Origin of the sequence: Kibdelosporangium philippinense (assembly GCF_021390435.2) — a bacterium.
Lineage (GTDB): Bacteria > Actinomycetota > Actinomycetes > Mycobacteriales > Pseudonocardiaceae > Kibdelosporangium > Kibdelosporangium philippinense.
In genome coordinates this window covers 1,874,253-1,897,662 of sequence record NZ_JAJVCN010000003.1, presented here as the reverse complement: position 1 = coordinate 1,897,662, position 23,410 = coordinate 1,874,253, and the positions used below count along the sequence as shown (strand labels likewise).

Below are 23,410 nucleotides of genomic sequence, written 5' to 3'. Positions count from 1 at the left end.
ACCGACATAGCCGCGCTGGCCAAGCAGTGATCGAGAGCAGTGCACACGGCGGAGCCATGCGGAGACCCTTGACCCGAACAGCCGCATCGGCGGCGATCACGACTTCGTGGGTAACGGAGTCAAACATTCACACCCGCATGGGCGATGGCGGGGAAGCTCCAGCTCAGGTCGCGGCCGGTGCCGAGGCGCCGGACCCCGCAAAAGGGTGATTCCCAGGCGCTGACCTGCGGGGATGTGTGGTAAACCTGGGACGCTGAAGCGTGGGAGGCGTCGTGGCTGAGGAGCAGGATCCGGTCGACCGGGTGGTGGCGCAGGCGGGCAAGCTCGCGGGCTGGCTGGCCAGGACGAGCTGGCAAGCCGCGAGCCGCCTGCCGGGAGGAGAAGCCGCCCAACGCCAGTTCCGCAAAGCCGAGAAGGCCGTGCTCGACGAGGTGCGCAAGCGGCTCGACGAAGAAGGAACCTTCACCGGCAACCTGATCGAAGCTCCGCCCGCGGTGGTCGACGGCCACATCGACCCTGTCCGGACGGCGATGGCCGAGCTGTTGCGGCAATCCACCGAGCTTGATCGTGAGCATGGGCGCCATCACCTCTTCATGGCCATCGTGCGTCAGCTTGTTCCCGATGAGGCACGGATTTTGGCTGCGCTCAGTGATGGTGAGGTCTACGCGCTCGTTCATGTTGCCGGGCGGTCGACTTTGGGTGGGCCGCAGCGGATTGTGCTGCGGAATGCTTCCTCCGTCGGGCGGGCGGCGGGGGTGATGTTGCCGGATCTTGTTCCTGACTACGTCACGCGGTTGCTTGGGCTCGGCGTTGTCCAGACTGGACCGGAGGACGCTGGGCTTGGCACGCAGTACGACATCTTGCTGACCGAGGATCGGGTGCGGGCCGCTGAGAATGAGGTTCGCACCGTCCACAAGTTGAGTCCGCGGTATGTCCGGCGGACTCTCAAGCTGTCTACTTTGGGCACTCAGTTCTGGGATGCGGCGCGGCCGGGATGATCGACGACATCCTTGCCGACTTTCAGCGCAACTGGCATGTCTATGCCTCCATGCCGCTCATTGCCGCGCTCATCGGGTATGTCACCAAGGTTGTCGCTATCCGGATGATGTTCTGGCCCATCGAGTTTCGGGGTTTCCGGCCGTTTTTCGGTTGGCAGGGCATCGTTCCACGCAAGGCCGCGCGGATGGCCGCCATCGCGTGCGACACCATGACCGATCGGCTCATCTCCGCCGGTGACGTCGTGCAGCGGCTTGATCCTGAACGGGTCGCCAAGGAACTGGAGAAGCCGCTGCTTGAGGCGGTTGCCGAGATCACCCGCGAGGTCGCTGAGGAATACCAGCCCGCGCTGTGGGAGTCCTTGCCGCCGCAGGCTCAGGATCTTGTCGTACGCCGCGTCCAGGCTGAGGCGCCCAAGGTTGTCAAGAGCATCCTGGCCACCATTCAGTCCGATGTGGACGCTGTGTTCGACCTCAAGGGCATGGTGGTCGAGAACCTCGTCAAGGACAAGGAACTGCTCAACCGGATCTTCCTCGAGGCAGGCAAACGCGAGTTCCAGTTCATCGCGCGCTCCGGCATCGTATTCGGGTTCGCCATCGGCTTCATCCAAATGTTCGCGTGGGCCACCCTCCATTCGCCGTGGGTCATGCCGATCTTCGGTGGCCTCACCGGCTGGTTCACCGACTGGCTCGCGCTGAAAATGATCTTCAATCCGCGTGAGCCGAAACGCTATCTCGGCTTGTTCACGTGGCAGGGGCTTTTTCTCAAACGTCGCAAGGAAGTCGCCGCTGACTATGGCGCGCTGATCGCCAAGGAGATCATCACGCCGCACAACGTGCTGCACGCCGTGCTGCGCGGGCCGTTGGCCGATCGCCTGTTCGCTGTGGTGGAACGGCAGGTCACCGACGCGATGGACCGGCAAACCAGGCTCGCGCGCCCGCTTGTCGCGATCACGGTCGGCAGCCGCCGGTATCGCCAGCTCAAGCACAGTGTCGCCGAGAAGGTCATGCGCCGGATGCCGGACACTCTCGCGTTCATCGAGGATTACGCCGAAGAGGCGATGGATATCCGCAACACGCTCGTCCAGAAGATGCAAGAGCTTTCCGCCGAGGAGTTCGAAGATCTGATCAGGCCGGCGTTTCAGCAGGATGAATGGATTCTGATCACGGTCGGCGCGGTACTCGGCTTCGCCGTCGGCGAGCTGCAGGTCCTGCTGGTTGAGAACCTGGCCAACTGAGCCGCGTTATCGGTATGCGACTATTGCTAACAGTCCGCGGAAACGCGTCGATGGTCCGGTGGTCGCATTCTCTCCGGCAGGCTCGACAATCGGCGAGGTGGGGAAGATCATTCCAAGACGAGTGGCCGGTGGGTCGCTGGCGTACCCACAGGCCAGCCTGCTCGGGCGGCTGTCGGAACGGACCAGGGAGGATTTCCTCGCAGTCGGCGTTTCGGAAAGCCGGCCGGCCGGCGTGACAATCATTAGCCAAGGGGAAACAGATTCCTCCGCGCTGTTGTTGCTGCACGGCTCGGTAAAAGTGCAGGCCACGGACCCGGCAGGGGAACGGACGCTGCTCGCGATCCGGGTCGGCGGTGATCTCATCGGCGAGATGGCGGCACTCGATGTCGGCCCCAGATCGGCCACAGTGGTCTCGTGTACCGACATTTTCTTCAAGCGGATGACCAAGGCCGAGCTGCGTAACTTCCTTGCCCGTCACCCGGATGCGGCCATCGAGGTGGCGACCATGTTGAGCGAACGTTTGCGATGGGCCGACCGCCGAAGAATCGAACACGGTCGTCCGGCGAGCGTGCGCGTGGCGAGAGTTCTTGTCGACCTATACGAGTCATATGGCATCCGTTCGGCTGGGCACTGGGATCTGAGTGTGCCGCTCACCCGCGAGGAACTCGCTTCGATCGCCGGTATCAAGTTGTCGACCGCGGAAAAGATCATTCGAACTTTTCAACAGGAAGGCCTGGTCAGTGGCCGTTACCGCGGTATCGCGGTACTCGATATGGCCAGGCTGAGACAGCGCGCCGAAATAGCGTGACTCGTGTACTGTTAAAAACTTGAACCAAGCGGCCGAGCTTGTTGCGTTAAATGCTCACGAACCCGTACCAGTGCCGCTTTCATACGGACGACCTACTGCATGATTACGCAGAGCACCAGCATCCCTCGGATCCGTCCACGAAGGGTCTAATTGTATGGCAGATACGGGCTTCCGGCGGTCGCTCTATGTCGGAGTTGATATTCGCGGGTACGGCGCCGCTCCCGAGCAGCGTCAGCAGAAATGGCAGGAGACCCTGCTGCGATCGCTCGATCGTGCCGCGTCGTCAATGGGATTGAACCGCGCGCGCTGGTCCCGTCAGCAACACGGCGACGCCGAACTGGCCGTCCTTCCCCACGATGAGCCCGAACCTCTTGTGGTCGACGGTTTCACCCGGCGTCTTGAAGCGGAATTGCGACAGCACAACGAGGACGTTCTGCCGTGGGCCCGGCTGCGGATGCGGATGGCGGTGCATCACGGCGTGGTTGTCAACGGCCCCAACGGTTATCCGTGCCGGGACGCGGTCGTGGTGAGCAGGCTGCTCGACTCGAAGCCCCTGCGCGGAGTGCTCGAACAATGGCCGGAGGCCAATCTCGCGGTCATGCTGTCCGATTTGGTCTATCGTTCGGTCGTCGAGGCGGGGCACACGTCACTGCGCACCGACCAGTTCCGCCGCCTTGCCGTGCGGGAGAAGGAATTCAAGGGGTACGGGTGGCTGTGGCTGCCCGGTTGTTCGGACACGATCGACATGTACTCCCGGCCGATCGTGCCGAAGTGGGACTCCGCCAACACGCAGCCTTACGTGGTCGGTGCCGAAGAGGTGTCCGATGTTGTCGTCCGAGGGCGGCATCGGCCCGCTGCGCAGCGTGGTTTGATCGGCGGATGAGGTTGGGGTGGCCTCGCCCTTGGGCGCCGGGCCACCTCGCCTAATGTCACTTATATTCACCCTTGTGGTGTACCAAGCCGATGAACGGCGATACGACAAAGCGGAATTCCGGCGCAGTGGGCGCAGCGGGCTCAAACTGCCGCTGATCTCGCTGGGCCTGTGGCAGAACTTCGGCGGTGCCCGGCCCTACGAGCAAGGCAGGCAGATCGCCAGGCGCGCTTTCGACCTCGGTGTCACGCATTTCGACCTGGCCAACAACTACGGTCCGCCTTATGGCTCCGCCGAGGAGAACTTCGGCCGGATCCTGCGTGACGACCTTCGGCCGTACCGCGACGAGTTGGTGATCTCCACCAAGGCCGGCTACGACATGTGGCCTGGCCCGTACGGCGACTTCGGATCGCGAAAATACCTGCTGGCCTCCCTCGACCAATCGCTTGGTCGGATGGGCCTCGACTACGTCGACATCTTCTACTCGCACCGGTTCGACCCGGAAACGCCGCTTGAGGAGACGATGGGTGCGCTGGTCAGTGCCGTGCACCAGGGCAAGGCGCTGTACGTGGGCATCTCCTCGTACTCGCCTGCCAAGACCAAAGAGGCCGCTGAGCTGCTCAAGCAGGCCGGTGTGCCGCTGCTGATCCACCAGCCGTCGTACTCGATGCTCAACCGCTGGATCGAGCCGGAGCTGCTGGACACCCTTGAGGAAGCTGGCGCTGGCTGCATCGCGTTCTCCCCGCTGGCGCAGGGCATGCTGACCGACAAGTACTTGGGCGGCGTGCCCGAGGGGTCGCGCGCGTCACAGCAGGGCACGTTGAGCAAGGACTACCTGTCCGACGAGAATCTCAATCGGATACGTGGCCTCAACTCGATCGCGCAGCAGCGCGGGCAGAGCTTGTCGCAACTGGCGCTGACCTGGGCTTTGCGGGATTCGCGGGTCACTTCCGCGCTGATCGGCGTGAGCTCGGTGCAGCAGCTCGAGCAGAACCTGGCCGCGCTGGACGGCCCGCCGCTGACCGAGGCGGAGCTGGCCGAGATCGACAAGTTCGCCGTCGAGTCCGGATTGGACTTGTGGCGGGCGTCACGTGTAGCCGGCTGACGTTACGGGAACGCGCGTGCGCGGGAGCTAAGCAACCGCACACGCGCGCTTCAACACTCTGTACTGATCAACACAGACCTTTTCGCGTTCTCCCAGCTCAGCTGTCCGGCCGAGACTCGATGGGCTGATTGGCGCAACCTCCTCTGTTACGTTCCCTCGGCATGTCCGGAAAAACCTTCGGCCAGGCTGTGGTGGATGTTCCGTCCACGTCGGACGGTGCGGGAATGTGGCGGCTGGCGCGGGATTCGCGCTCGCTCGACCTGAACTCGTCGTACTCCTACTTGCTGTGGTGCAGAGATTTCGCCGGTACCTCCGCGGTTGTTCGCCTTGACGGCGAGGTGATCGGCTTCGTTTCGGGATACCTGCGCCCGAACCAGCCGGACACACTGGTGATCTGGCAGATCACCGTGTCCGATCAGCATCGCGGCAGAGGCTTCGCGACCGCCCTGCTGGACAGCCTGGTGCGCCGCACCGGCGCCAGACACCTTGAAGCGACTGTCACTTCGGACAACGACTCATCCATCGCGATGTTCCGTGCGCTCGCTGCCCGCTGGGGTGCCGGTCTCACCGGCAATCAGCTGTTCAGCGCAGATCAGTTCCCTGACGAGCACGCGGCCGAGTTCCTGTTCCGGATCGGCCCGTTCGTATCGGTCAACGCACCTGCCTAACCCCCGGAGAACCGTGAACATTTTCGAGACGCTCGAATCCGAGGTCCGCAGCTACTGCCGTGGCTGGCCGACCACTTTCGACAAAGCCACCGGCGCACTGCTCTACGACGAGACCGGCAAGGAGTACCTGGACTTCTTCGCTGGCGCCGGTTCGCTCAACTACGGCCACAACAACCCGCTGCTCAAGCGGGCCGTGATCGACTACATGCTCGGCGACGGCATCACGCACTCGCTCGACATGAACACCGCGGCAAAGCGTGACCTGCTTGAGTCCTTTGAGGACATTGTGCTGAGGCCTCGTGGACTTGACTACAAGGTGATGTTCCCCGGCCCGGCCGGTGCGAACGCCGTCGAGGCCGCGCTGAAGCTGGCCCGCAAGGTGACCGGCCGCGAGTCGATCATCAACTTCACCAACGCCTTCCACGGTATGACTCTCGGTGCCTTGTCGGTGACCGGGAACTCGATGAAGCGCAGTGGCGCGGGTATTCCGCTCGTGCACGCGACACCTATGCCGTACGACAACTACTTTGACGGCCAGACCCCGGATTTCCTGTTCTTCGAACGGCTTCTGGCCGACAGCGGCAGCGGTCTGAACGAACCGGCGGCTGTGATCGTCGAGACTGTGCAAGGCGAAGGCGGCATCAACGCCGCTCGCGCCGAATGGCTGCGCGGACTTTCGGATCTCTGCAAGCGCAACGGGATCCTGTTGATTGTGGACGATGTCCAGATGGGCTGTGGCCGGACTGGGCCGTTCTTCAGCTTCGAGATCGCCGGAATCGAGCCGGACATCGTCTGCCTGTCCAAATCCATTGGCGGGTACGGACTTCCGCTCGCGCTGACGCTGCTCAAGCCCGAATTGGACGTTTGGGAACCCGGCGAGCACAACGGAACCTTCCGCGGCATCAACCCTGCCTTCGTCGCGGCGACGGAAGCCTTGAAGGTCTACTGGCAGGACGACAAACTCGAGAAGAGCACACTGGCCAAGGGCGAACAGGTCGACCGGGAGCTGACGGCGCTGGTCGAATCCCATCCGGACGTGCCGATGCGGGCCAAGGGTCGCGGCCTGGCAAGGGGTTTGCAGTTCCAGGACGCCGCGCTCGCCGACCAGGTCTGCAAGAACGCTTTCGAGGCTGGACTGTTGATGGAGACGTCCGGACCGGACGGTGAAGTCGTGAAGCTGATGCCGCCGTTGACGATCAGCGACGACGAACTCGAGGCCGGACTGTCCATTGTGGCGAAGTCGGTGAAGGGAGTTCTGGCTTGATAGTCCGTACGACGCAGGAGATCACCGAAACCGACCGGGACGTGCAGACTCCGAACTGGCGCAGCAAAAGACTGGTGCTCGCCGGTGAGCGGGTCGGGTTCTCGGTGCACGAGACAACGCTGTACGCGGGCACCGTCAACGACTTCTGGTACGCCAACCACATCGAGGCGGTCTTCGTCGTGGAAGGTGAAGGCGAACTGGAGGACAAGGAAACCGGCCAGATCTATCAACTCGCGCCGGGCTCGATTTACGTCCTCAACGGACACGAGCACCACCAGCTGCGGCCGAAAACGTTGATGCGCACGGTATGCGTCTTCAACCCACCCGTCACCGGACGGGAAGTCCATGACGAGAACGGTGTTTACCCCCTGATCGCGGAAGGAGCGACATGACCGTCACCAGCACGCGAGCCGTTGACCGCTACCCGACCCGCGTCATCGGCGAGCCTGGCCTGATCGACCGGACCGACCCGACAGTGTGGACGGACCAGCCGGGACCGGTCGACACGGCCACGCTGGCTTCGCACGACGCCAAGGGGTACTCGATCGCCGATGGCGTGCTGTCGAAGCGGGAAGTCGAGACCTATTGGCAGGAACTGGTCAGGCTGACCGGCGACCCCGGCCTGCGCGCGGACGAGCGGGTGGTGATCGAGAAGGAGTCGCAGGAGATCCGCTCGATCTTCGAGGTGCACCGGATCAGCCAGCTGATCGCCGAGCTGATCACCGATCCGCGGATCCTCGACCGGGCCTGCCAGCTGCTCGGCTCGGAGGTCTACGTGCACCAGAGCCGGGTGAACTTCATGCCGGGCTTCAAGGGCAAGGGGTTCTACTGGCACTCCGACTTCGAGACGTGGCACGCCGAGGACGGCATGCCCGCGCCGCGCGCGGTGAGCATGTCGCTCGCGCTGACCGACAACTATCCGTTCAACGGTGGCCTGATGGTCATGCCAGGATCGCACCGGACGTTCGTGCCGTGTACTGGCCAAACACCGGCCAATCACTACCGGCAATCGTTGAAGGAACAGGAAATCGGCGTCCCCAGCAGGGAGAACATCACGGCGCTCGCGGCCAAGCACGGCATCGACCAGTTCACCGGCGAGGCCGGTTGCGCGCTGTGGTTCGACGCGAACATCATGCACGGCTCCGGCAACAACATCACGCCGTTCCCGCGTTCCAACATATTCGTGGTGTTCAACAGCGTCGAGAACACTTTGCAGGAGCCGTACGCGGCACCGCAACCGCGTCCGACCTTCATCGCCAGCCGCGATTTCACCCCATTGGCACGCACGCCCCGGGTGTGATGGATCACATGCGCTCTGTTACCGTTATCTCGCATTGATCTCGCTCAGCCGGATTGCGGTCACGGGCCAGTCGGTCTTCCACTCGGGGTGGGGCCGGCGAAACTCGTGATCAGGCCGTGTGAGTGTGGCCCCTTGCCAACCGGATCGGGACCGGGCGGCAAGGGGCCGACTTTCTTCGCCTACTTCGCGCCTACACCTTTACTTCTCCCCCCTCGCGCGCCTTAACGTGGTCACCGGCAGTGAGGGACGGGGGAGGACGGAAGTGAGTACGGGGGAGACTGGCGAGGACGACCATGCCGTCGTCCGATTCGGCGTGCTCGGACCGGTGCAGGCGGTGGTCAACGGTGAACCGGTTGCGCTCGGCGGGCCGGGTGTGCGTGGCCTGCTTGCCATGCTTTTGTTACGTCCCAACGAGGTCGTTCCGGTAGAGGACATCCTCGACGGGCTGTGGGGCGATGACCCGCCGCTGACCGCGCGGACCATCGTGCAGAACTACGTTTCGCGGTTGCGCAGGCAGTTGCGGCTGGTCGATCCGACTGGATCGGTCTGGATCGACACCCAGTTGCCCGGCTACCAACTGATTGTCGACGAGGACCTGATCGACGTCAGCCGGGCGACGTGGCTGCTCAACCGGGCACGGCACGACCATCCGGTGCGGCGGGCGGAGATGCTGCGCGAGGCGCTGAGCCTGTGGCGTGGGCCGGTTCTCGCCGACGTGTCGCCGCGGATCAACGCGCCGGAGCTGGAAGACCTGCGGTTCGCGGTTCTTGAGGCGCGGATCGAGGCCGACCTCGAACTCGGCAGGCATGCCGAGCTGATCGGTGAGCTGGCGACGTTCGCCGAGGCGTATCCGTTCCGGGAGCAGATGATCGCGCATCTGATGCTGGCGCTGTACCGGACCGGCCGCCGGGCGGACGCTCTTGAGTCCTACCAACGGTTCGCTCGCCGGGCGGCCGAGGACCTCGGGATCGATCCAGGCCCGGCGCTGCGAGAACTGCACGAGCGCGTGCTCAACGACGACTCGACTTTGCTGCTGCCCGTGCCCGCTCCACTCGTCCCGCCGAAGGTCGGTGTGATCGTTCCAGCGCAGCTGCCGCCCGCACCGGTCGGATTCCACGGCCGGGACGAGGAACTGGTCTGGCTCGACCAGTTGCTCGCCGAGGATCACGGTGCGGCGACGCCGATCGGGGTGATCTCCGGGCCTGCCGGGATCGGGAAGACCGCGCTGGCCGCGTTATGGGGCCGGATGGTCGACCACGAGTTCCCGGACGGCCAGCTTTTCGTAAGCCTGCGCGGGTTTCATCCCGAATACGCGCCGCTCGAACCGGGTGACGTGCTGACCCAGTTCCTGCTGACGCTTGGTGTTCCGGCCAACGAGGTGCCCGTGGACACCGATGACCGCGCGGCGCTTTACCGTTCGCTGCTCGCACACCGGCGCGTGCTCGTAATGCTTGATGACGCACGGGATTCCGCGCAGGTCAGGCTGTTGCTGCCGGGCGGATCGCGTGCGCTGGTGTTGATCACCAGTCGCGTCCGGCTTGAGGGGATGGTGGCTCGCAGCGGCGCGTGGTTGCTGGATTTGGAAGCGCTTCCCGTGCCCGATTCCATCCGGGTGATCGACACGATCGTTGGTGCGGGCCGGATCGATCACGCCAGGCTCGAGCAGCTGGCGACGCTGTGCGGCGGCTGGCCGCAGGCGTTGCGGATCGTCGGCGCACGGCTCGCCGCACGCCAGGAATGGGTTGCCGACGAGCTGATCAGTGAAATCGGTGATCAACGCACGAGACTGGCCGCGTTGACCGCGGAGCATTCCGATACCAGTGTGCGGGCGGGTTTCGACCTCACGTACCGGCGGCTGGCCGAGCCGGATTCCTTCCGGTTGCTCGGCTTGTTCCCCGGTCCGTCGATCAGCCCTGCTGCGATGGCCGCAATGCAATCCGTGGATGTCGCCGAGGCACGACGGAATCTGCGTGTTTTGGCCGATGCGTTCCTGGTCACCGAGACCAACAGGGACGTCTTCGTCATGCACGACCTCATTCGCTTGCACGCTAAGGAGCTCGCGCCTGTCGGTGAGGAACGGTCGGCAGCATATGACAGGCTTGTGTTGTACTACCTTAGTAGTGCTGATGCCACTCGCCGGTTCTTCGGCCCGGCGGCGTACCCACTGGGCAAATCGGACAATTCCGGGTTCGGCGATGCGGCGCAGGCGGTGGCGTGGTTCGAGCGAGAGTGGCCGACTCTGTTGGCGTTGCTTGACGTTGCCGCGCCAAGTGACGCATGGCGACTCGCCCGGATGGCTCACGACTTCTGGGTTGTCAGCCCGTCGCGAGCTTCGCTTGTCCACAAAGGCTTGTCGATAGCGGTTTCCGCAGGTGATCTCGAAGGTGAGGCGTGGCTGCGTGCCGCCCGCTGTTCTTTGGAATATTCCAAGGAAACTGTTTCCGATGCCGCGCGTGTCATCGAGATCGCCAACTCGCTCAGCGACACACGCCTTGCCGCCGTGGGATATGAAGCATTAGCAACTGTCCAAAATGGAGTTGCTGGTTACGAGAAGGCCCTTGAATACTACGGCGAATTGGGCGAACCAGCGCTGTCCGGGCCCGCGCATGCCCGACTCGCCTTGCTGCAGGCGGAAATGGGCAACTACGGGACAGCGGAACGACACGCCCGCACGGCAGTCGACGTCTCGAACACGGTGTTCGCCGAGGCGTCCGGCCGCGAAGCGCTCGGCCGGGTACTGTCCATGCGGGGCGCGAATTCCGCCGCACAGCAACAATGGCAGCAAGCTGCCGAACTGTACGCGCAGGTCAGCGTGGAGCGTGCGGAACAAATGCGGGATTTGATCGACGGCGTTTAGCGCGCGGTTAGTGACGTTGATCGGGAAGCTGGCAGGCTACCCGCGGCGCCATACCGGGGGCGGCCGGCACGCCGAGGGGGAGTGCCGGCCGGGCGTGTCAATCGTTGACGGGAATGTCGCTCAACGGGCGCAGTTCCGGGCGTTTCGGGGCGACACCGTCCCCCATGGACTCGCCCTTGATGTGCCGTTTCACCCACGGCATCAGGTGTACGCGGGTCCAGTCCAGATCGGCCTTACGCAACTTGAACCAAGACGTGATCCGCTCCTGCGGCGGCCACGGCTCACGCCAGTCCTGCTCGGTCGGCACACCGAGCACCTCGGCGGCCCGCAACGCGATCCGCCGATGCCCCTCAGGCGAGAAATGCAGCCGGTCGTCGCTCCACGCGCGCGCGTCACCAAGTACGTGCATCGCCCACAGATCCACGATCCGCGCACCATGCCGGTCGGCGATAGCGTGCAGATGCTCGTTGTAGATGGCGACCTTCGCCCGCACCCTGCGCACCATCGGCATCGCCTTGGGGTCAGGACCAGCGAAGATCAGCACCTCACTGCCGGCCGTCTGAATGTCCACAATGGCCTGCTCAAGCTGGCCGGCCAGCTCGTCGACATCACTGCCCGGCACAATCAGGTCATTGCCGCCAGCGCACAGCGTGACAAGATCGGGCCGCGCCTCGATGGCGAGCGGCACCTGCTCAGCGATGATCTCGGACAGCATCTTGCCGCGGATGGCGAGATTGGCGTACCGGAAGTTCGAGTCCCGCTCGGCCATCAGCTCGGCAAGGCGGTCAGCCCAGCCCCGAAACCCGCCGAACCCGTCGGCGTCGTCCAGCCCCTCGGTGAAGCTGTCCCCGATTGCGACCCAGCTACCCCACCCCACGACGTCCCTCCCGAAGGTCGTTGCCGCCCCCAACTAATGGTCAGGATGCCTAATGGAGGACTACCTACGCCACCGTCGGTTGCGATTGGCAATATCCTTGTAACGGTGTGTGATTGACCAAATCGCCCGTCAGGGTGTCCATTCCGCGGCTAGATCCCGGTTTGTGACCCGATTTGCCCTGGTATTGGCGGCTTTGCCCGTGGTTGGCGGCTGCGCTCAACGTGAGCAAGGTATCCCTGTGGCGGCACCGGGTGCGGAGGTGGCGAAGACCACTTCTCCTCCTCGTCCCTCGGCTTCTTCGGGTTCGTCGGGTTCCACGGCCTCATGGCCGACAACTGCGGCATGGTGGGTGAGGCGGATGCCAAGGCTTTGGGCCTGTCGTACCCAGGCAAACCGACCCCGATCCCAAACGGTCCGGTTGCATCTTCGGGAACAACAAGGTCGGCGTGCTGATCCAGTACCAGACTCGGGGGCTCAGGCCTTCTGATGGCGAGGAGGTGCAGTTCGCCCGGGCACAAGGGCATCAAGATGCCTGATGACCCGAAGTACCCGGACACGTGCGGCTACGCCGTTGGGGTGTCTTCGAGCTATCACGTGGGTGTCATTGGCGCTGGGTCAATTCCGCAGGCTGAGTTGTGCGCGACCGTTCTGGAGGTGGCCAAGGCCGTGGACCGGCGGCTGCCCGCCTGACTGATCGCGATTCGTGACAGCTGGATCGCATATCGTGAGTGTCACTGTCCCATTACGACTGCAGGTGTATGTCGGAACCGATCACAACGTTCCGACATCACAGTTACGATGCGGAGTTGGAGAGGGATCGCCTAAACGGGGGAAACGATGGCAGACGGGACGCCACAGCCGGATCCGAACAATCCTGACTACAAGAAGGCCTATGACGATGCCTACAAGATAGGTACTCAGGACAACAAGGGCGGCTTGTTCGGCATCTTCGAGACCATCGCCGACATGGCGATGGCCGCCGAGGCCGGTGCGTTCGCGGTCCGTCCCGACGTCGCGCAAGAGGTCGTCAAGCAACTGAGCAGGATCCAAGACCAGGTCATCGAGATTCGATCGTTCTCTAGCACCTTTGGCCTGCGTCCAGAGCTGGGCGGGGGCTACGCGACTCAGGTGGCGACCTTCAACACTCAGGTGACAAACGAAGGACCGGGCAAGCTGCTGGATAACTTCGCTCAAGAGATCGAACAACTCAAGGCTGCCGTCACCAAGAGCATCGCCAACTACGCAAGCTCGGACGGCGACAACCGCCAGCGAGTCAATCGAGCCGGAGAGGGAAAGTGAAGGCAGTGACGAACGGGGGTCTTCCTCGGCTTCTTGCCGCGGTCCTGGTGGCTGTGAGCCTCGCAACGGGGTGCACCCAGCAGGAACCGGGAACTCCGTCCCCATCGGCGGGAGGGACCTCCGGAGCCACCAGTGCGAGGCCGGGGACGACAACAACCACGCCGCGGCCCACGCAGGGCAATGCCCCATTCGATCCTTGTTCCCTGCTTTCCGACACCGACGCCGCGACGCTCGGAGTGCCCAGCCCAGGAAGGGCCAGGATGTTCCTCAACTTGCCAGCGTGCCTGTGGCTGGCATCAGGTCAGTTCGGAATCTCGATCGCGGCCGATGGCCAAAAGGGGTTGGACGGGGTAGTCGGACAGAATGTCGCTCTGCCTAAACATAAGGCGATCCAAGTCATCAACCCTGCTAATGCTGGCGGCTGCGGCGTCGTTGTCGAGGCCACCACTACCTCAAGCGCGCTCATCGTGGTGACTCCGGCCGGTGGGGGACAGCCCGAGGCCGCGTGTCCGCGAGCGGTCGAAGTCGCGAAGATCGTCGACGCCAAATTGCCGTAGGGAGGGTGACATGGTTGAACGGCACCAAGTTCCGCAGTCGAACTTGAACCTTGCTGGGCAGAGTCACGTCGCGTTGAAGCAGTGGACCGACACCGGTCGACCTGCGGATGCGGAAGCTCTCGCGACTACATGGAAGGACGTCGGAAACGGACTGCAGGCAGCCGCGCGAGATCTGTTGGTCGCGATCGTCGGCTCGCAGGAAGGCTGGAAGGGCCAGGCTGCCAACGCCATGCGGTCGCACTTGCAGAAGGTGGCCGACTGGAGCAAGGCGACCGGTGAAGGCGTCACCAAGGCTAGTACTGCATTCACTCAACAGGGCGAAGCCATCAGTACCGCGAAGAACTCCATGCCGGAGCCGGTGGACTTCAATCCGCAGCAGATGATCAAAGACGCCGCTACCAAGGGCGGGATCATTGGCTTGGCGACGCTGCCCGTCAACATGTACGCGCAGCACCAGAAGCAGCAGCAGGCGCATGAGCAGGCGATCCAGGTCGTGGCTCAGCGGGACACGGCCCTCCAGGCAGCGGCTTCATCGGTGCCGCCCTTCGAGCCGCCGCCCAAGATCGGTGACAGCGGTATCAAGGAGCCACCACCCCAGCCTCCGTCCCCACCCGTGGGCCCGGGAATCCCGCCAGGCACGGGTGGTCCACGCCCAGGCGGCAATGGCGGCCAGTTCAGGGGTGGCGGCGGCGGTGGCGGAGGTACCGGCGGTCCATTCCAAGGCGGCAACGGCGGCAATGGCGGGAACGGCGGCTTCAACCCCAATGACCCGAACAACCCCAACAACCCGAACCGGCCCGGGGCAGGCATAGGCACGGGCACCGCCGGTTACGAACCACCCCCTCCGCCGAACAACAACAACTACAACAACAACTTCGGCGGCGGAAACCCCAACAACCCGTACTCAGGTGGCCAAGGAGGCTACGGAGGAGGCCCCTTCGGAGGACCCGGAGGCGCGGGTGGCTACGGCACCGGTGGCGCCGGACGACCCGGTGGTGGGTTCGGCGGCAACGGCCCGATGAGCGGCTCCGGGCCACAGGCCGGAACCGGAAACACTCCGCCCCCAGGCGGAGCCGGGGGAATGGGCGGCCGAGGTGGTGGCCCTGCCGGAGCAAGGGGCGGCGCTGGCATGGGTGGCATGGGCGGCGGTGGTGGGCATGGTCAGGGTGGCGAGGACGAGGAGCACCAGCGGCCTTCTTACCTCGTTGAGCCGGATCCGGATGCGACTTTTGGCACTGACCAGTTGACCGCGCCGCCGGTGATCGGCGGATGATTCGTGAGCTTTCGCTGCCTGCACTCGATGCGTTGTGGGAGGACCTGAGGCTCGGCTCCATCCCTTTCCCGCTCGAGGTTCGCTCGCATGGCGAGACCATCGAGGAACGCCTGCGGATCAAGGCCGCGGTCTACTCCGACCTGGAGAGTCGCGGCCTGATGCGGCAACGACGGGCCGAGCCTGAGCTTGAGGACGCCCTCACTCTCCTCGCGCGTCCGACGATCTGCATCGACAACGTCGCCATGCTGGACATGCGGGATGAACGGTCCGTCAAGGCCATGGTCGTCGCCACCGGCCGTCAGGCCATGTTGGTTGTCCAACGGGATCTCAAGATCAGCTTCACGCCCATCCGCGAGACCGCGCTTGCTTCGTCCATTGTGGACATTTTGCCGCCGGTCAAGGCCGGGCCTGGGCAGCCGATGACTCTTCCGCTTGACGCCGTCAAGGGCGGCAGTCATCGCCGGCCTGACCCTGAGCACCGGATGAACATGCAACGGCTACAGGCCGTTATGCAACGCCCTGTCTTACGGGCCGGGCAGTTCGGGATCACCGTCCGCGACCGGCAGGGGCGGGCCAATCGGCTTCCGGGGATCGGGTGGTTCGACACCGATGCTGGCCGGTACATGAACGTCATTCGTGAGGCGTGGCTCACACTCACTCCGGCCGATGGGGCACGAATCTCCCATCGACTCTCCGAAGAGCTCCTTCGGGCGCTACAAAATTAGGCATGCCTAAGGCAGGCTGGAAGGGTGACAAAGCGGGAGTCGCTCGGTGACGTGCTCGGAGGCCGCCGGGGTGCGCTCGACGCCAGCATTCCGCCGTTGGCCTTCGTCATCGCTTGGCTCGCGGCGGATCAGTCGATCGCCGTCGGTGCGGTCGCCGCGCTCGGCGTCAGCGTTCTCATGGGCGCGTATCGGCTGATCAAGGGCGGGAAGATCACGAACCTCGTGGTCAGTGTGGCCCTCGTCGGCGCGGCCGCACTGATCGCCATGCACACCGGCCGGGCGCAGGATTTCTTCTTGCTCAGACTGATGTCCAACGGCGCGAGCGCGCTGCTCTGGGCCGCCAGCATTGTGATCCGGTGGCCGTTGCTCGGGGTTGTCGTCGGTGTCGTGATCGGCCAGAAGACCAGCTGGCGCAAGGATCCTGACCTGCTCAAAGCCTATTCACGGGCGAGTTGGGTGTGGGTGCTGCTGCAGTACACCACGCGGGTGGTCATCTGGGGTCTGCTGTGGTGGGCGGGCGAGGTCGTCGCGCTGAGCGTGGTCACGTTCGTCATGTCGTGGCCGCTGGTCGCGGCCACGGTCGCGGTGAGCGGAATCGTGCTGTTCCGTTCCCTCCCGAAAGATCACCCTGGGCTACGTCACCCGCGCACAAGCTCCGACGGCCGGGGCGCGGACGACCCCAACACGTCGACCGCGGCCAGCCAGACCGCGCCGGTCGCGCCTTCGGTCGAGAAGTAGATCGGCAGATCGCCGAGCCGTTCCCGCAGCAGCACACCGACTGGGCTCTCTGGGCCGACCACGCTGCCGATCAACACGACCGGGCTGCGATCCGAATCGGACGGACGGGTGTCGGCCACCATGCCGGCGAGCACGTCAACGGTCCGCGAAACGATGTCGGCGGCGACGGGATCGCCCGATGTATAAGCGGCAGATACAAAAGGCGCGAACCGGGCGAGCCTGATCGGCTGTTCGGCATTCGCGGCCGTGATCAACCGCTGCCACAGCAACTGGTGGTCGTCGCCGATGGTCCCGACGGCCTCGGTGAGCACGGCCTGCGCCAACGGCCCGGCGGGTACGTGCGTCTCCAGCAACTTGAGCACGGCGCGGACTGCCTCGCGGCCCATCCAGTACGCCGAGCCTTCGTCGCCGAGCAGCCAGCCGATTCCGCCGACCACCCTGGACATCCGGTGGTTCTCGATCCGTGAGGCGATCGAGCCGGTGCCCGCGACCAGGATCGTGCCGGACGGCTCCGAGGTCATCGACGCGAACGCGGCCTCCTGGTCGGTGATCACGCGGATCTCGCAGCCAAGGCCGAGCGCGCTCCATGTGTCGTGGAACACAGCAGCCACTTCGGGGTCGGTCAGCTTGGACGACCCGGCCATGCCAACAACGCAGGCCTTGCAGTCGGCCGGGTCGAGGTCACGGATGGCCAGCGTGATCGCCTCGGCGATCCGCGCGGCGGCCACGTCATACGGATGCGAATTCGGGTTCGCGCCACCCGAGGCACCCCGGCCGAGCCGGTAGCCGGCCAAGTCAACGGCCATTGCCCTGCTGCCGGTGCCGCCTGCGTCCACGCCGACCACGTAGCTCACTGCTGCTCCATTCGGAGTAGTATTCACTCTGCCCGCTTCGTCCTACCCCCTCGGCGAAGCGGGTTTCTCACGTTTCGAGTCGGAATCTTGTCAATTATTAACTAGACTCGATGGACTGTTCGCCGATACGCTAGCACTGGTCTGGACCAATTGGAGGGGAAGTTTGAGTACTGTCCTCGCCGCGCAGAAGGCCCTGATCGGCCGCGGCTTCACTGGCCCGGTTTCCGTCCATATCGAGGACGGCCGGATCGCCCGAATCACCGAATCCGTGGCTGGCGACGCGGCGAACGGCCTGCTCACCCCTGGTCTGGTCGATATACAGGTGAACGGCGCGTTCGGCGCCGACTTCGCCGAGATCGACGAGGAAGGGCTGCGCCGGATCGTGCGCAACCTGCCATCCACGGGTGTCACGAGGTTCCTGCCGACGTTGATCACCGCCGATCTCAGTGCGCTGCTTGAGCAGGCGAGGGTGCTGCTCAATGCAGTGTCCACTGTGAACGGTGCCGGTGCGCGATCGCTTGGCGTGCATCTGGAAGGACCATTCCTGTCGCCCAAACGGCCGGGCGTGCACGACCCCGCGTTGATGGTCGCGCCGACCGCCGAACGGATCGACGCGGTGCTCGAACTGCGTGACGCGCTGCGCATGGTCACGCTCGCGCCGGAGTTGCCAGGCGGCTTCGACGCGGTCAAAAGGCTTACCGAGGCCGGAGTTCTCGTCGCGGTCGGCCACACCGACGCGACCGGCGCGGAAACCACCAAAGCGGCGGACCTTGGTGCGCACATGGTCACCCACCTGTTCAACGCTCAGCGCGGCCTCGGCCACCGGGAACCGGGTGTGCCAGGCGTTGCGCTGGTTGACGACCGGTACACGCTAGGCCTGATCGCGGACCTCGCGCACGTTGGCGCGGATGCCTGCCGACTGGTGTTCAAGGCCGCGGGCGACCGTGTCGCGCTCGTGACGGATGCCGTGGCAGCAGCGGGAATGCCGCCTGGCGTGTACCGGCTCGGTGGCGCGGACGTGTTGCTGTCCGACGACGGCGTGCCCCGCTCGGCGGAAGGAACCATCGCGGGCAGCGCATTGACGCTGGACCGCGCGATTCGCAACATCATCTCGATCGGCGTCGACCCGGTCACGGCTTTCCGTGCCGCGACGATCATTCCGGCCGACACGATCGGCGAGCCGACGCTCGGCCGGATCGAACCGGGCGCGGTGGCGGATCTCGTATTGTGGGACGACGAGATGAAGCCAAGCAAGGTCTGGGTCGAAGGCAAATTGGTCTACGACGCCGCGACGGCCGAGCCGGACACGACGCTCCCGCCGCATCGAGAGGCCGCAGGTCAGTCGTCGTGAGTGGTTAGGCGTGTTCTAACACGCCTAACCACTCACGAGGTTCTATCAGCGGGTTTTGGTGACCTTGGACAGGCCGCGTGGGCTGTCCGGGTCGCCGCCCCTGGCAAGCGACAGGCCGAGCGCGAGTCGTTGCAGCGGAAGGACTTCAAGGATCGGCGCGACCTCCTCGGCAGTCTCCGGCAGCAGAATCCGGGAACTGGCCGGGACGTCCGCCGCGGCCGAACCAACCGCGAGCACGTCCGCACCACGCTGGCGCACGGTGTCCACGACATCACGCATCGCTTCGCCGCCACGGCCAGCACTCGTCACCGCGACCACACCGGTGTCGGAGTCGATCGCGGCAACTGGACCGTGCAAGAGGTCCGCGCCGCTGTACGCACGCGCCGCGAGGTAGCTGGTTTCGGCGAGTTTCAAGGCACCTTCGGCGGCTGTGGCCGACGAGTAACCGCGACCCGTTGTCACCATGCGTTCCACGAAGCGGTACCGGGCGACCGCCTCCTCGACCGAAGAGTCGATCGTGGACAGCGCCTGCGCTGCGAGTTCCGGTAGCGCAGCGGCTTTCTCGCCGTGTCCACCCTGGACAGAGTCGATCAAGAGGTACAACGCCAGCAGCGTCGCGGTGTACGTCTTCGTCGCCGCGACCGCTTTTTCTACGCCAGCGTTAACATCCACCGACAGTTCGGCCGCGCGAGCCAGGTCGGACTCGGGGTTGTTGGTCACCGCCACGGTGAGTGCGCCGCGGTCACGCGCCGCCGCCGTCGCTTCGATCAAGTCGGGTGAGCCGCCACTCTGGCTCACGGTTATGTACAGGACGTCGTGCAGGTCCGGCTTGGCGTTGTACAACGTCGTCGTGGATGCCGACACCAGGCCGGCGGGCATCTCAAGCAGGACTTCTATCAAGTACTTCGCATACAACGCCGCGTGGTCACTCGAACCACGGGCTGCCAGCAGCGCGAAGCGCGGCCTGCGTTCAGCGATCGCGCCGCCGACAGAGGCGATCGCCGGCCGGGTCGCGGTGACCGCTGCGAACACCTCCGGCTGCTGAGCGATCTCGGCACTCATGTGCCTGCCGGGCGTTTCGTCGGTCATCGGTCCCTCCCGAAGTAGGTCTAGACCAATCGTAATGGGCGGGCAACACCGACCGCCACGTGAGACGATGTGATGCCAGTTTGTCACTCCAATGGGCAACTCGGCGCGGTTTGATCGCATCTGAGCCGGTGGCAAGGCATGCTGTGGGGGTACGCCTTGAGGAGGAGGCCATGCTGGAGACATCGTCCGCCGCTACGCCGGACGCCGCGGCCGCTGCGCGCCTGCAGCGCGAGCCGAAGTACTGGGGTTTGAAGCGGCATCTGCTGGATCTGTTGAGCGCGATGCCGCCAGGCTCGCCAATCCCGACCGAGCGTTCGCTCGCATCGGAGTTCGACGTCTCGCGCACCACCGTGCGCCAGGCGCTTGCCGAGCTGACGGTGGAAGGCCGCCTGCTGCGCGTGCAGGGCAAGGGAACCTTCGCCGCCGAGCCCAAAGTGGCGCAGCGGTTGCATCTTTCGTCCTATACGGAAGACATGCGCGCGCAAGGACGTGAACCGTCTTCACGTTTGCTTGAAGTTTCCGAGCTGCCCGTCGAGGCGGAACTGGCCCGGCTACTGGGAATCCGGGCGGGCGCGAAAATCCTGCGACTGCACCGGCTGAGGTTCGCTGACGGCGAACCAATGGCGCTGGAGACCACGCACCTGCCACTTGGCCGGTTCCGCGGCCTTCGCCGCTACATCACCAGCGGCGGTTCCCTGTACCAGGTGTTGCGGGAACGCTTCGGAGTGGAGTTGGGGCACGCCGAGGAGACCATCGAAACCGGTCTCGCTGGTCCGCAGGAAGCCGAACTGCTCGGCGCCGACGTCGGGATGCCGATGTTGTTGCTGTCGCGGCACTCCTTCGGCACGGACGGTCGTCCGGTCGAGTGGGTGCGGTCGGTGTATCGCGGTGACCGGTACAAATTCGTCGCAACGCTCAACCGTCCAAACGGGTGACTCGGACAAGGCCGATGATCCATTTGTGACAGTCGGGCAGCGGCGAGCTCGCGCCAATCACGGTCAGCGATTCCGGGATAGGCTCGCCGCGGCTTGAAAGGTATAGGCATTGAGCGAAACGGGCCTGCAGTGACTATCCGCTGGGGGACGCCGGTCGCCCGTGGCGTTCTCGCCACGACGATCATGGCGTCGGGTATGGCGATGCTCGACGGCACGATCGTCAACGTCGCGCTGCCGACGATCGGCAAGGAGCTGGATGCGTCCGTCGCGGGTCTGCAGTGGATCCTCGACGGATATCTGCTGTCGCTCGCCTCGCTGATCCTGATCGCCGGTTCGCTCGGCGACCGCTACGGCCGTCGCAAGGTCTACGTCCTCGGCATCGTGTGGTTCGGCCTGGCAAGCCTGCTGTGCGGGATCGCGCCGAACACCGAGCTGCTCGTGGTCGCCCGGGTTCTGCAGGGAATCGGCGGCGCGCTGCTGACTCCCGGCTCGCTGGCGATCCTTCAGTCCTCTTTCGACCGTGCGGACCGGGCCCGTGCGATCGGTGCTTGGTCCGGTTTGGGCGGAATCGCGGCTGCCGTCGGGCCGCTCGTCGGCGGTCTGCTCGTGCAGGCGTGGTCGTGGCGGCTGGCGTTCCTGATCAACCTGCCGATCGCGATCATCTGCGTCTGGATGGCCCGCAAGTACGTTCCCGAATCGCGGGACGAGCAGATGCAGGGGCATCCGGACATCGTCAGCTCCGCGCTCGGTGCCCTCGGGCTCGCCGGGCTCACGGCGGCGCTCGTCGAGGCGCCGGTCCGGGGAGCCGACCCGATCGTGTTGATCGCGGCGGTTCTCGGAATTGCCGGGTTGGCCGGGTTCGTGGTGTTCCAGATCAAGTCGCACGACCCGCTCGTGCCGCCGGAGATGTTCCGGGATCGCACGTTCACACTCTCGAACGCGCTGACATTCGTGGTTTACACCGCGCTCGGCGGCGTGATGATGCTGCTTGTCCTGCAGCTTCAGGTCTCGCTCGGCTACTCGCCGACCGCGGCGGGCATCGCTGGCCTGCCGATCACGATCATCATGCTGCTCACGTCGTCGTTGTCCGGGCGGATCGCGCAGAAGATCGGACCACGGCTGCAGCTCGTGGTCGGGCCGCTGGTGATCGCGGCGGGGATGCTGCTGATGCTGCGGATCGGGCCGGGCGCCTCGTACCTCACCGAGGTCCTGCCCGCTGTCGTAGTCTTCGGCCTTGGGCTGACCACTGTGGTCGCGCCCGTCACGGCGACCGTCCTCGCGGCGGCGGAAGATCGGCATGCGGGGGTTGCGTCGGGCGTGAACAACGCGATCGCGCGGACCGGCGGTCTGCTGGCTGTGGCCGTCTTGCCTGCGGTGGCCGGGCTGAACGGGGCCGCGTACACCGACCCAACGGCTCTCACGAGCGCTTGGCAGACGTCGTTGATGATCTGTGCCGTGCTGGCCGCTGTGGGCGGGCTGGTGGCGCTGGGCGTGCGTAACGACGTGCTCAGCGGGCCGCCGGAGCCGGAGCACGAGGCGCCGGCGCCGGGTGAGTGCCTGCACTGCGGGGTCGAGGGCCCGCCGACGCACATCAAGCCGTCAGGACATCCGCAAGCATCTGTGGATTGATGTTGCCGCCGGACACCACGGCCACAGTCCGGCCGGGGACAGCCGCGCCCTTCAGGTAAGCGGCCATGGTCGTGGCGCCGCTGGGCTCGGCGACCAGGTGCGACTTGTGCGCCAGCACCCGGATGGCCTCGCGGATCTCGTCCTCGGTCACGGTGATCATGCCGTCGATGACCTTCTGCAGGTGCGCGAACGTCAGGTCGGACGGCTGTGAGCGCAGGCCGTCGGCGATCGTGCGGTTACGGTCCTCCACCGACCAGTTCACGCGGTGTCCCGCGGCCAGGCCCTCGGTCGTGTCGGCGGCCAGCTCCGGCTCGACGCCGTAGATCCGCGCGTTCGGGCACAGGGCGCGGATCGCGGTCCCGATCCCGGACGCCAGCCCGCCGCCGCTGACCGGGATCAGCACGACCTCGACGTCCGGCAGGTCGTAGGCGATCTCAAGGCCCGCCGTGCCCTGGCCGGCGATCACGTCGGGGTGGTCGAACGGCGGCACCAGCACCGCACCGGTCTTTTCGACCAGGTCATCGGCGTATTCCTCGCGCTTGCCGACCGGGCAGAGCACCACCTCGGCGCCGTACGAACGGGTCTTCTCGACCTTGATCTCGGGTGTGTCCTCCGGCATCACGATGTGCGCGGGAACGCCGTAGGCCCGTGCGGCGTAGGCGACCGCTTGCGCGTGGTTGCCGCTCGAGTACGCGACGACACCCCGCGCGCGTACTGGTTCGTCCAGACGGGCCAACGTGTTGAAGGCGCCGCGGATCTTGAACGCGCCGATCGGCTGCAGGTTCTCCGGCTTGATCCACAGTGGACGCTCCGGGTCGGCCCACGTCGCCGGCAGCAGCGGGGTGCGCACCACCCACTCCCGTACCCGGTCGGCAGCGGCTTTGACGTCGTCGATAGTCACCAGTTCCACGGCAGCCATCCTCTCATCAACTCGACTGTCTACTGTGGACTCAATGGGTGGCGGTGCTCACGTTCGG

At 65.1% G+C, this 23,410-nt stretch carries 23 protein-coding genes; 19 read left to right on the top strand and 4 right to left on the bottom strand.

The genetic code is table 11. From position 1 onward, the window contains the following. Positions 1–272: 272 nt before the first annotated feature. The 10 genes from LWC34_RS58300 (at position 273) to LWC34_RS41045 (ending at position 11,106) form a co-directional block, all read left to right on the top strand. Complete coding sequence (locus LWC34_RS58300; RefSeq protein ID WP_233730606.1) at positions 273–998, top strand: Abi-alpha family protein; 726 nt, start codon at positions 273–275, stop codon at positions 996–998. Continuing rightward, complete coding sequence (locus tag LWC34_RS41085) at positions 995–2,233, top strand: DUF445 domain-containing protein (RefSeq protein ID WP_233730604.1); 1,239 nt, start codon at positions 995–997, stop codon at positions 2,231–2,233. Before LWC34_RS58300 ends, LWC34_RS41085 begins: the two co-directional genes overlap by 4 nt. Before the next feature lie 97 nt (positions 2,234–2,330). After that, positions 2,331–3,041, top strand: coding sequence for a Crp/Fnr family transcriptional regulator (locus tag LWC34_RS41080; protein ID WP_233730603.1), 711 nt, complete (start codon positions 2,331–2,333; stop codon positions 3,039–3,041). A 154-nt stretch (positions 3,042–3,195) separates the two neighbouring features. Continuing rightward, positions 3,196–3,924, top strand: a complete 729-nt coding sequence (locus tag LWC34_RS41075) for a hypothetical protein (RefSeq protein ID WP_233730601.1) — start codon at positions 3,196–3,198, stop codon at positions 3,922–3,924. A 43-nt stretch (positions 3,925–3,967) separates the two neighbouring features. Further along, complete coding sequence (gene mgrA, locus LWC34_RS41070) at positions 3,968–5,017, top strand: L-glyceraldehyde 3-phosphate reductase (RefSeq protein WP_235730315.1); 1,050 nt, start codon at positions 3,968–3,970, stop codon at positions 5,015–5,017. 161 nt (positions 5,018–5,178) lie between these two features. After that, positions 5,179–5,685 carry a diaminobutyrate acetyltransferase gene (ectA, locus tag LWC34_RS41065; RefSeq protein WP_233730597.1) on the top strand — a complete coding sequence of 169 codons (507 nt, stop codon included), beginning with the start codon at positions 5,179–5,181 and terminating at the stop codon, positions 5,683–5,685. Positions 5,686–5,698: 13 nt separating this feature from the next. Then, the gene (gene ectB, locus LWC34_RS41060; protein ID WP_233730588.1) at positions 5,699–6,949 is read left to right on the top strand and encodes a diaminobutyrate--2-oxoglutarate transaminase; all 1,251 of its coding nucleotides are present in this window, start codon (positions 5,699–5,701) and stop codon (positions 6,947–6,949) included. Beyond that, entirely contained in the window at positions 6,946–7,341 is a 396-nt protein-coding gene (locus LWC34_RS41055; RefSeq protein ID WP_233730587.1) for an ectoine synthase, read from the top strand. Before ectB ends, LWC34_RS41055 begins: the two co-directional genes overlap by 4 nt. Beyond that, positions 7,338–8,249: an ectoine hydroxylase gene (gene thpD / locus LWC34_RS41050; protein WP_233730586.1), complete on the top strand. Its 912-nt coding sequence runs from the start codon at positions 7,338–7,340 to the stop codon at positions 8,247–8,249. The genes LWC34_RS41055 and thpD overlap by 4 nt, the downstream gene beginning before the upstream one ends. 262 nt (positions 8,250–8,511) lie before the next feature. Beyond that, the gene (locus LWC34_RS41045) at positions 8,512–11,106 is read left to right on the top strand and encodes an AfsR/SARP family transcriptional regulator (RefSeq protein WP_233730585.1); all 2,595 of its coding nucleotides are present in this window, start codon (positions 8,512–8,514) and stop codon (positions 11,104–11,106) included. Between the two features lie 97 nt (positions 11,107–11,203). Here LWC34_RS41045 and LWC34_RS41040 read toward each other — a convergent pair whose 3' ends face one another. Further along, on the bottom strand, positions 11,204–11,983 hold the full coding sequence (locus LWC34_RS41040) for an SGNH/GDSL hydrolase family protein (protein ID WP_233730584.1): 780 nt from the start codon (positions 11,981–11,983) through the stop codon (positions 11,204–11,206). 528 nt (positions 11,984–12,511) lie between these two features. Between LWC34_RS41040 and LWC34_RS41035 the strand changes: the two genes are divergently transcribed. From LWC34_RS41035 to LWC34_RS41010, 6 genes are all read left to right on the top strand, one after another. Beyond that, positions 12,512–12,673 (top strand): hypothetical protein, encoded by a 162-nt coding sequence (locus tag LWC34_RS41035; RefSeq protein ID WP_233730583.1) that lies wholly within the window; start codon positions 12,512–12,514, stop codon positions 12,671–12,673. A 147-nt stretch (positions 12,674–12,820) separates the two neighbouring features. Beyond that, entirely contained in the window at positions 12,821–13,282 is a 462-nt protein-coding gene (locus LWC34_RS41030) for a hypothetical protein (RefSeq protein ID WP_233730582.1), read from the top strand. Next, positions 13,279–13,839, top strand: a complete 561-nt coding sequence (locus LWC34_RS41025) for a DUF3558 domain-containing protein (RefSeq protein WP_308200208.1) — start codon at positions 13,279–13,281, stop codon at positions 13,837–13,839. The genes LWC34_RS41030 and LWC34_RS41025 overlap by 4 nt, the downstream gene beginning before the upstream one ends. A 10-nt stretch (positions 13,840–13,849) precedes the next feature. Next, positions 13,850–15,112, top strand: coding sequence for a WXG100-like domain-containing protein (locus tag LWC34_RS41020; RefSeq protein WP_233730581.1), 1,263 nt, complete (start codon positions 13,850–13,852; stop codon positions 15,110–15,112). Further along, positions 15,109–15,837, top strand: a complete 729-nt coding sequence (locus LWC34_RS41015; RefSeq protein WP_233730580.1) for an ESX secretion-associated protein EspG — start codon at positions 15,109–15,111, stop codon at positions 15,835–15,837. The genes LWC34_RS41020 and LWC34_RS41015 overlap by 4 nt, the downstream gene beginning before the upstream one ends. 24 nt (positions 15,838–15,861) lie before the next feature. Further along, positions 15,862–16,575 carry a DUF3159 domain-containing protein gene (locus LWC34_RS41010; RefSeq protein ID WP_233730579.1) on the top strand — a complete coding sequence of 238 codons (714 nt, stop codon included), beginning with the start codon at positions 15,862–15,864 and terminating at the stop codon, positions 16,573–16,575. On the opposite strand, the gene LWC34_RS41005 is transcribed toward LWC34_RS41010, so the two are convergent. Next, a complete protein-coding gene (locus LWC34_RS41005; protein WP_233730578.1) occupies positions 16,476–17,429 on the bottom strand; it encodes an N-acetylglucosamine kinase in 954 nt (317 codons plus the stop codon). The two genes, LWC34_RS41010 and LWC34_RS41005, sit on opposite strands and share 100 nt — an antisense overlap. 163 nt (positions 17,430–17,592) lie before the next feature. Between LWC34_RS41005 and nagA the strand changes: the two genes are divergently transcribed. Further along, positions 17,593–18,780 carry an N-acetylglucosamine-6-phosphate deacetylase gene (nagA, locus tag LWC34_RS41000; RefSeq protein WP_233730577.1) on the top strand — a complete coding sequence of 396 codons (1,188 nt, stop codon included), beginning with the start codon at positions 17,593–17,595 and terminating at the stop codon, positions 18,778–18,780. Positions 18,781–18,825: 45 nt separating this feature from the next. Here the strand turns inward: nagA and LWC34_RS40995 are convergent, their stop codons facing one another. Then, positions 18,826–19,869 carry an SIS domain-containing protein gene (locus tag LWC34_RS40995; RefSeq protein ID WP_233730576.1) on the bottom strand — a complete coding sequence of 348 codons (1,044 nt, stop codon included), beginning with the start codon at positions 19,867–19,869 and terminating at the stop codon, positions 18,826–18,828. A gap of 170 nt (positions 19,870–20,039) precedes the next feature. Here LWC34_RS40995 and LWC34_RS40990 point away from each other — a divergent pair, with 170 nt between their 5' ends. Together LWC34_RS40990 and LWC34_RS40985 are read left to right on the top strand one after the other, a co-directional pair. Next, the gene (locus tag LWC34_RS40990; protein ID WP_233730575.1) at positions 20,040–20,804 is read left to right on the top strand and encodes a GntR family transcriptional regulator; all 765 of its coding nucleotides are present in this window, start codon (positions 20,040–20,042) and stop codon (positions 20,802–20,804) included. A 129-nt stretch (positions 20,805–20,933) separates the two neighbouring features. Then, the gene (locus LWC34_RS40985) at positions 20,934–22,433 is read left to right on the top strand and encodes an MFS transporter (protein WP_308200207.1); all 1,500 of its coding nucleotides are present in this window, start codon (positions 20,934–20,936) and stop codon (positions 22,431–22,433) included. Here the strand turns inward: LWC34_RS40985 and LWC34_RS40980 are convergent. Continuing rightward, entirely contained in the window at positions 22,396–23,343 is a 948-nt protein-coding gene (locus LWC34_RS40980; protein ID WP_233730574.1) for a threonine ammonia-lyase, read from the bottom strand. The genes LWC34_RS40985 and LWC34_RS40980 overlap by 38 nt on opposite strands. Between the last annotated feature and the right edge of the window lie 67 nt (positions 23,344–23,410).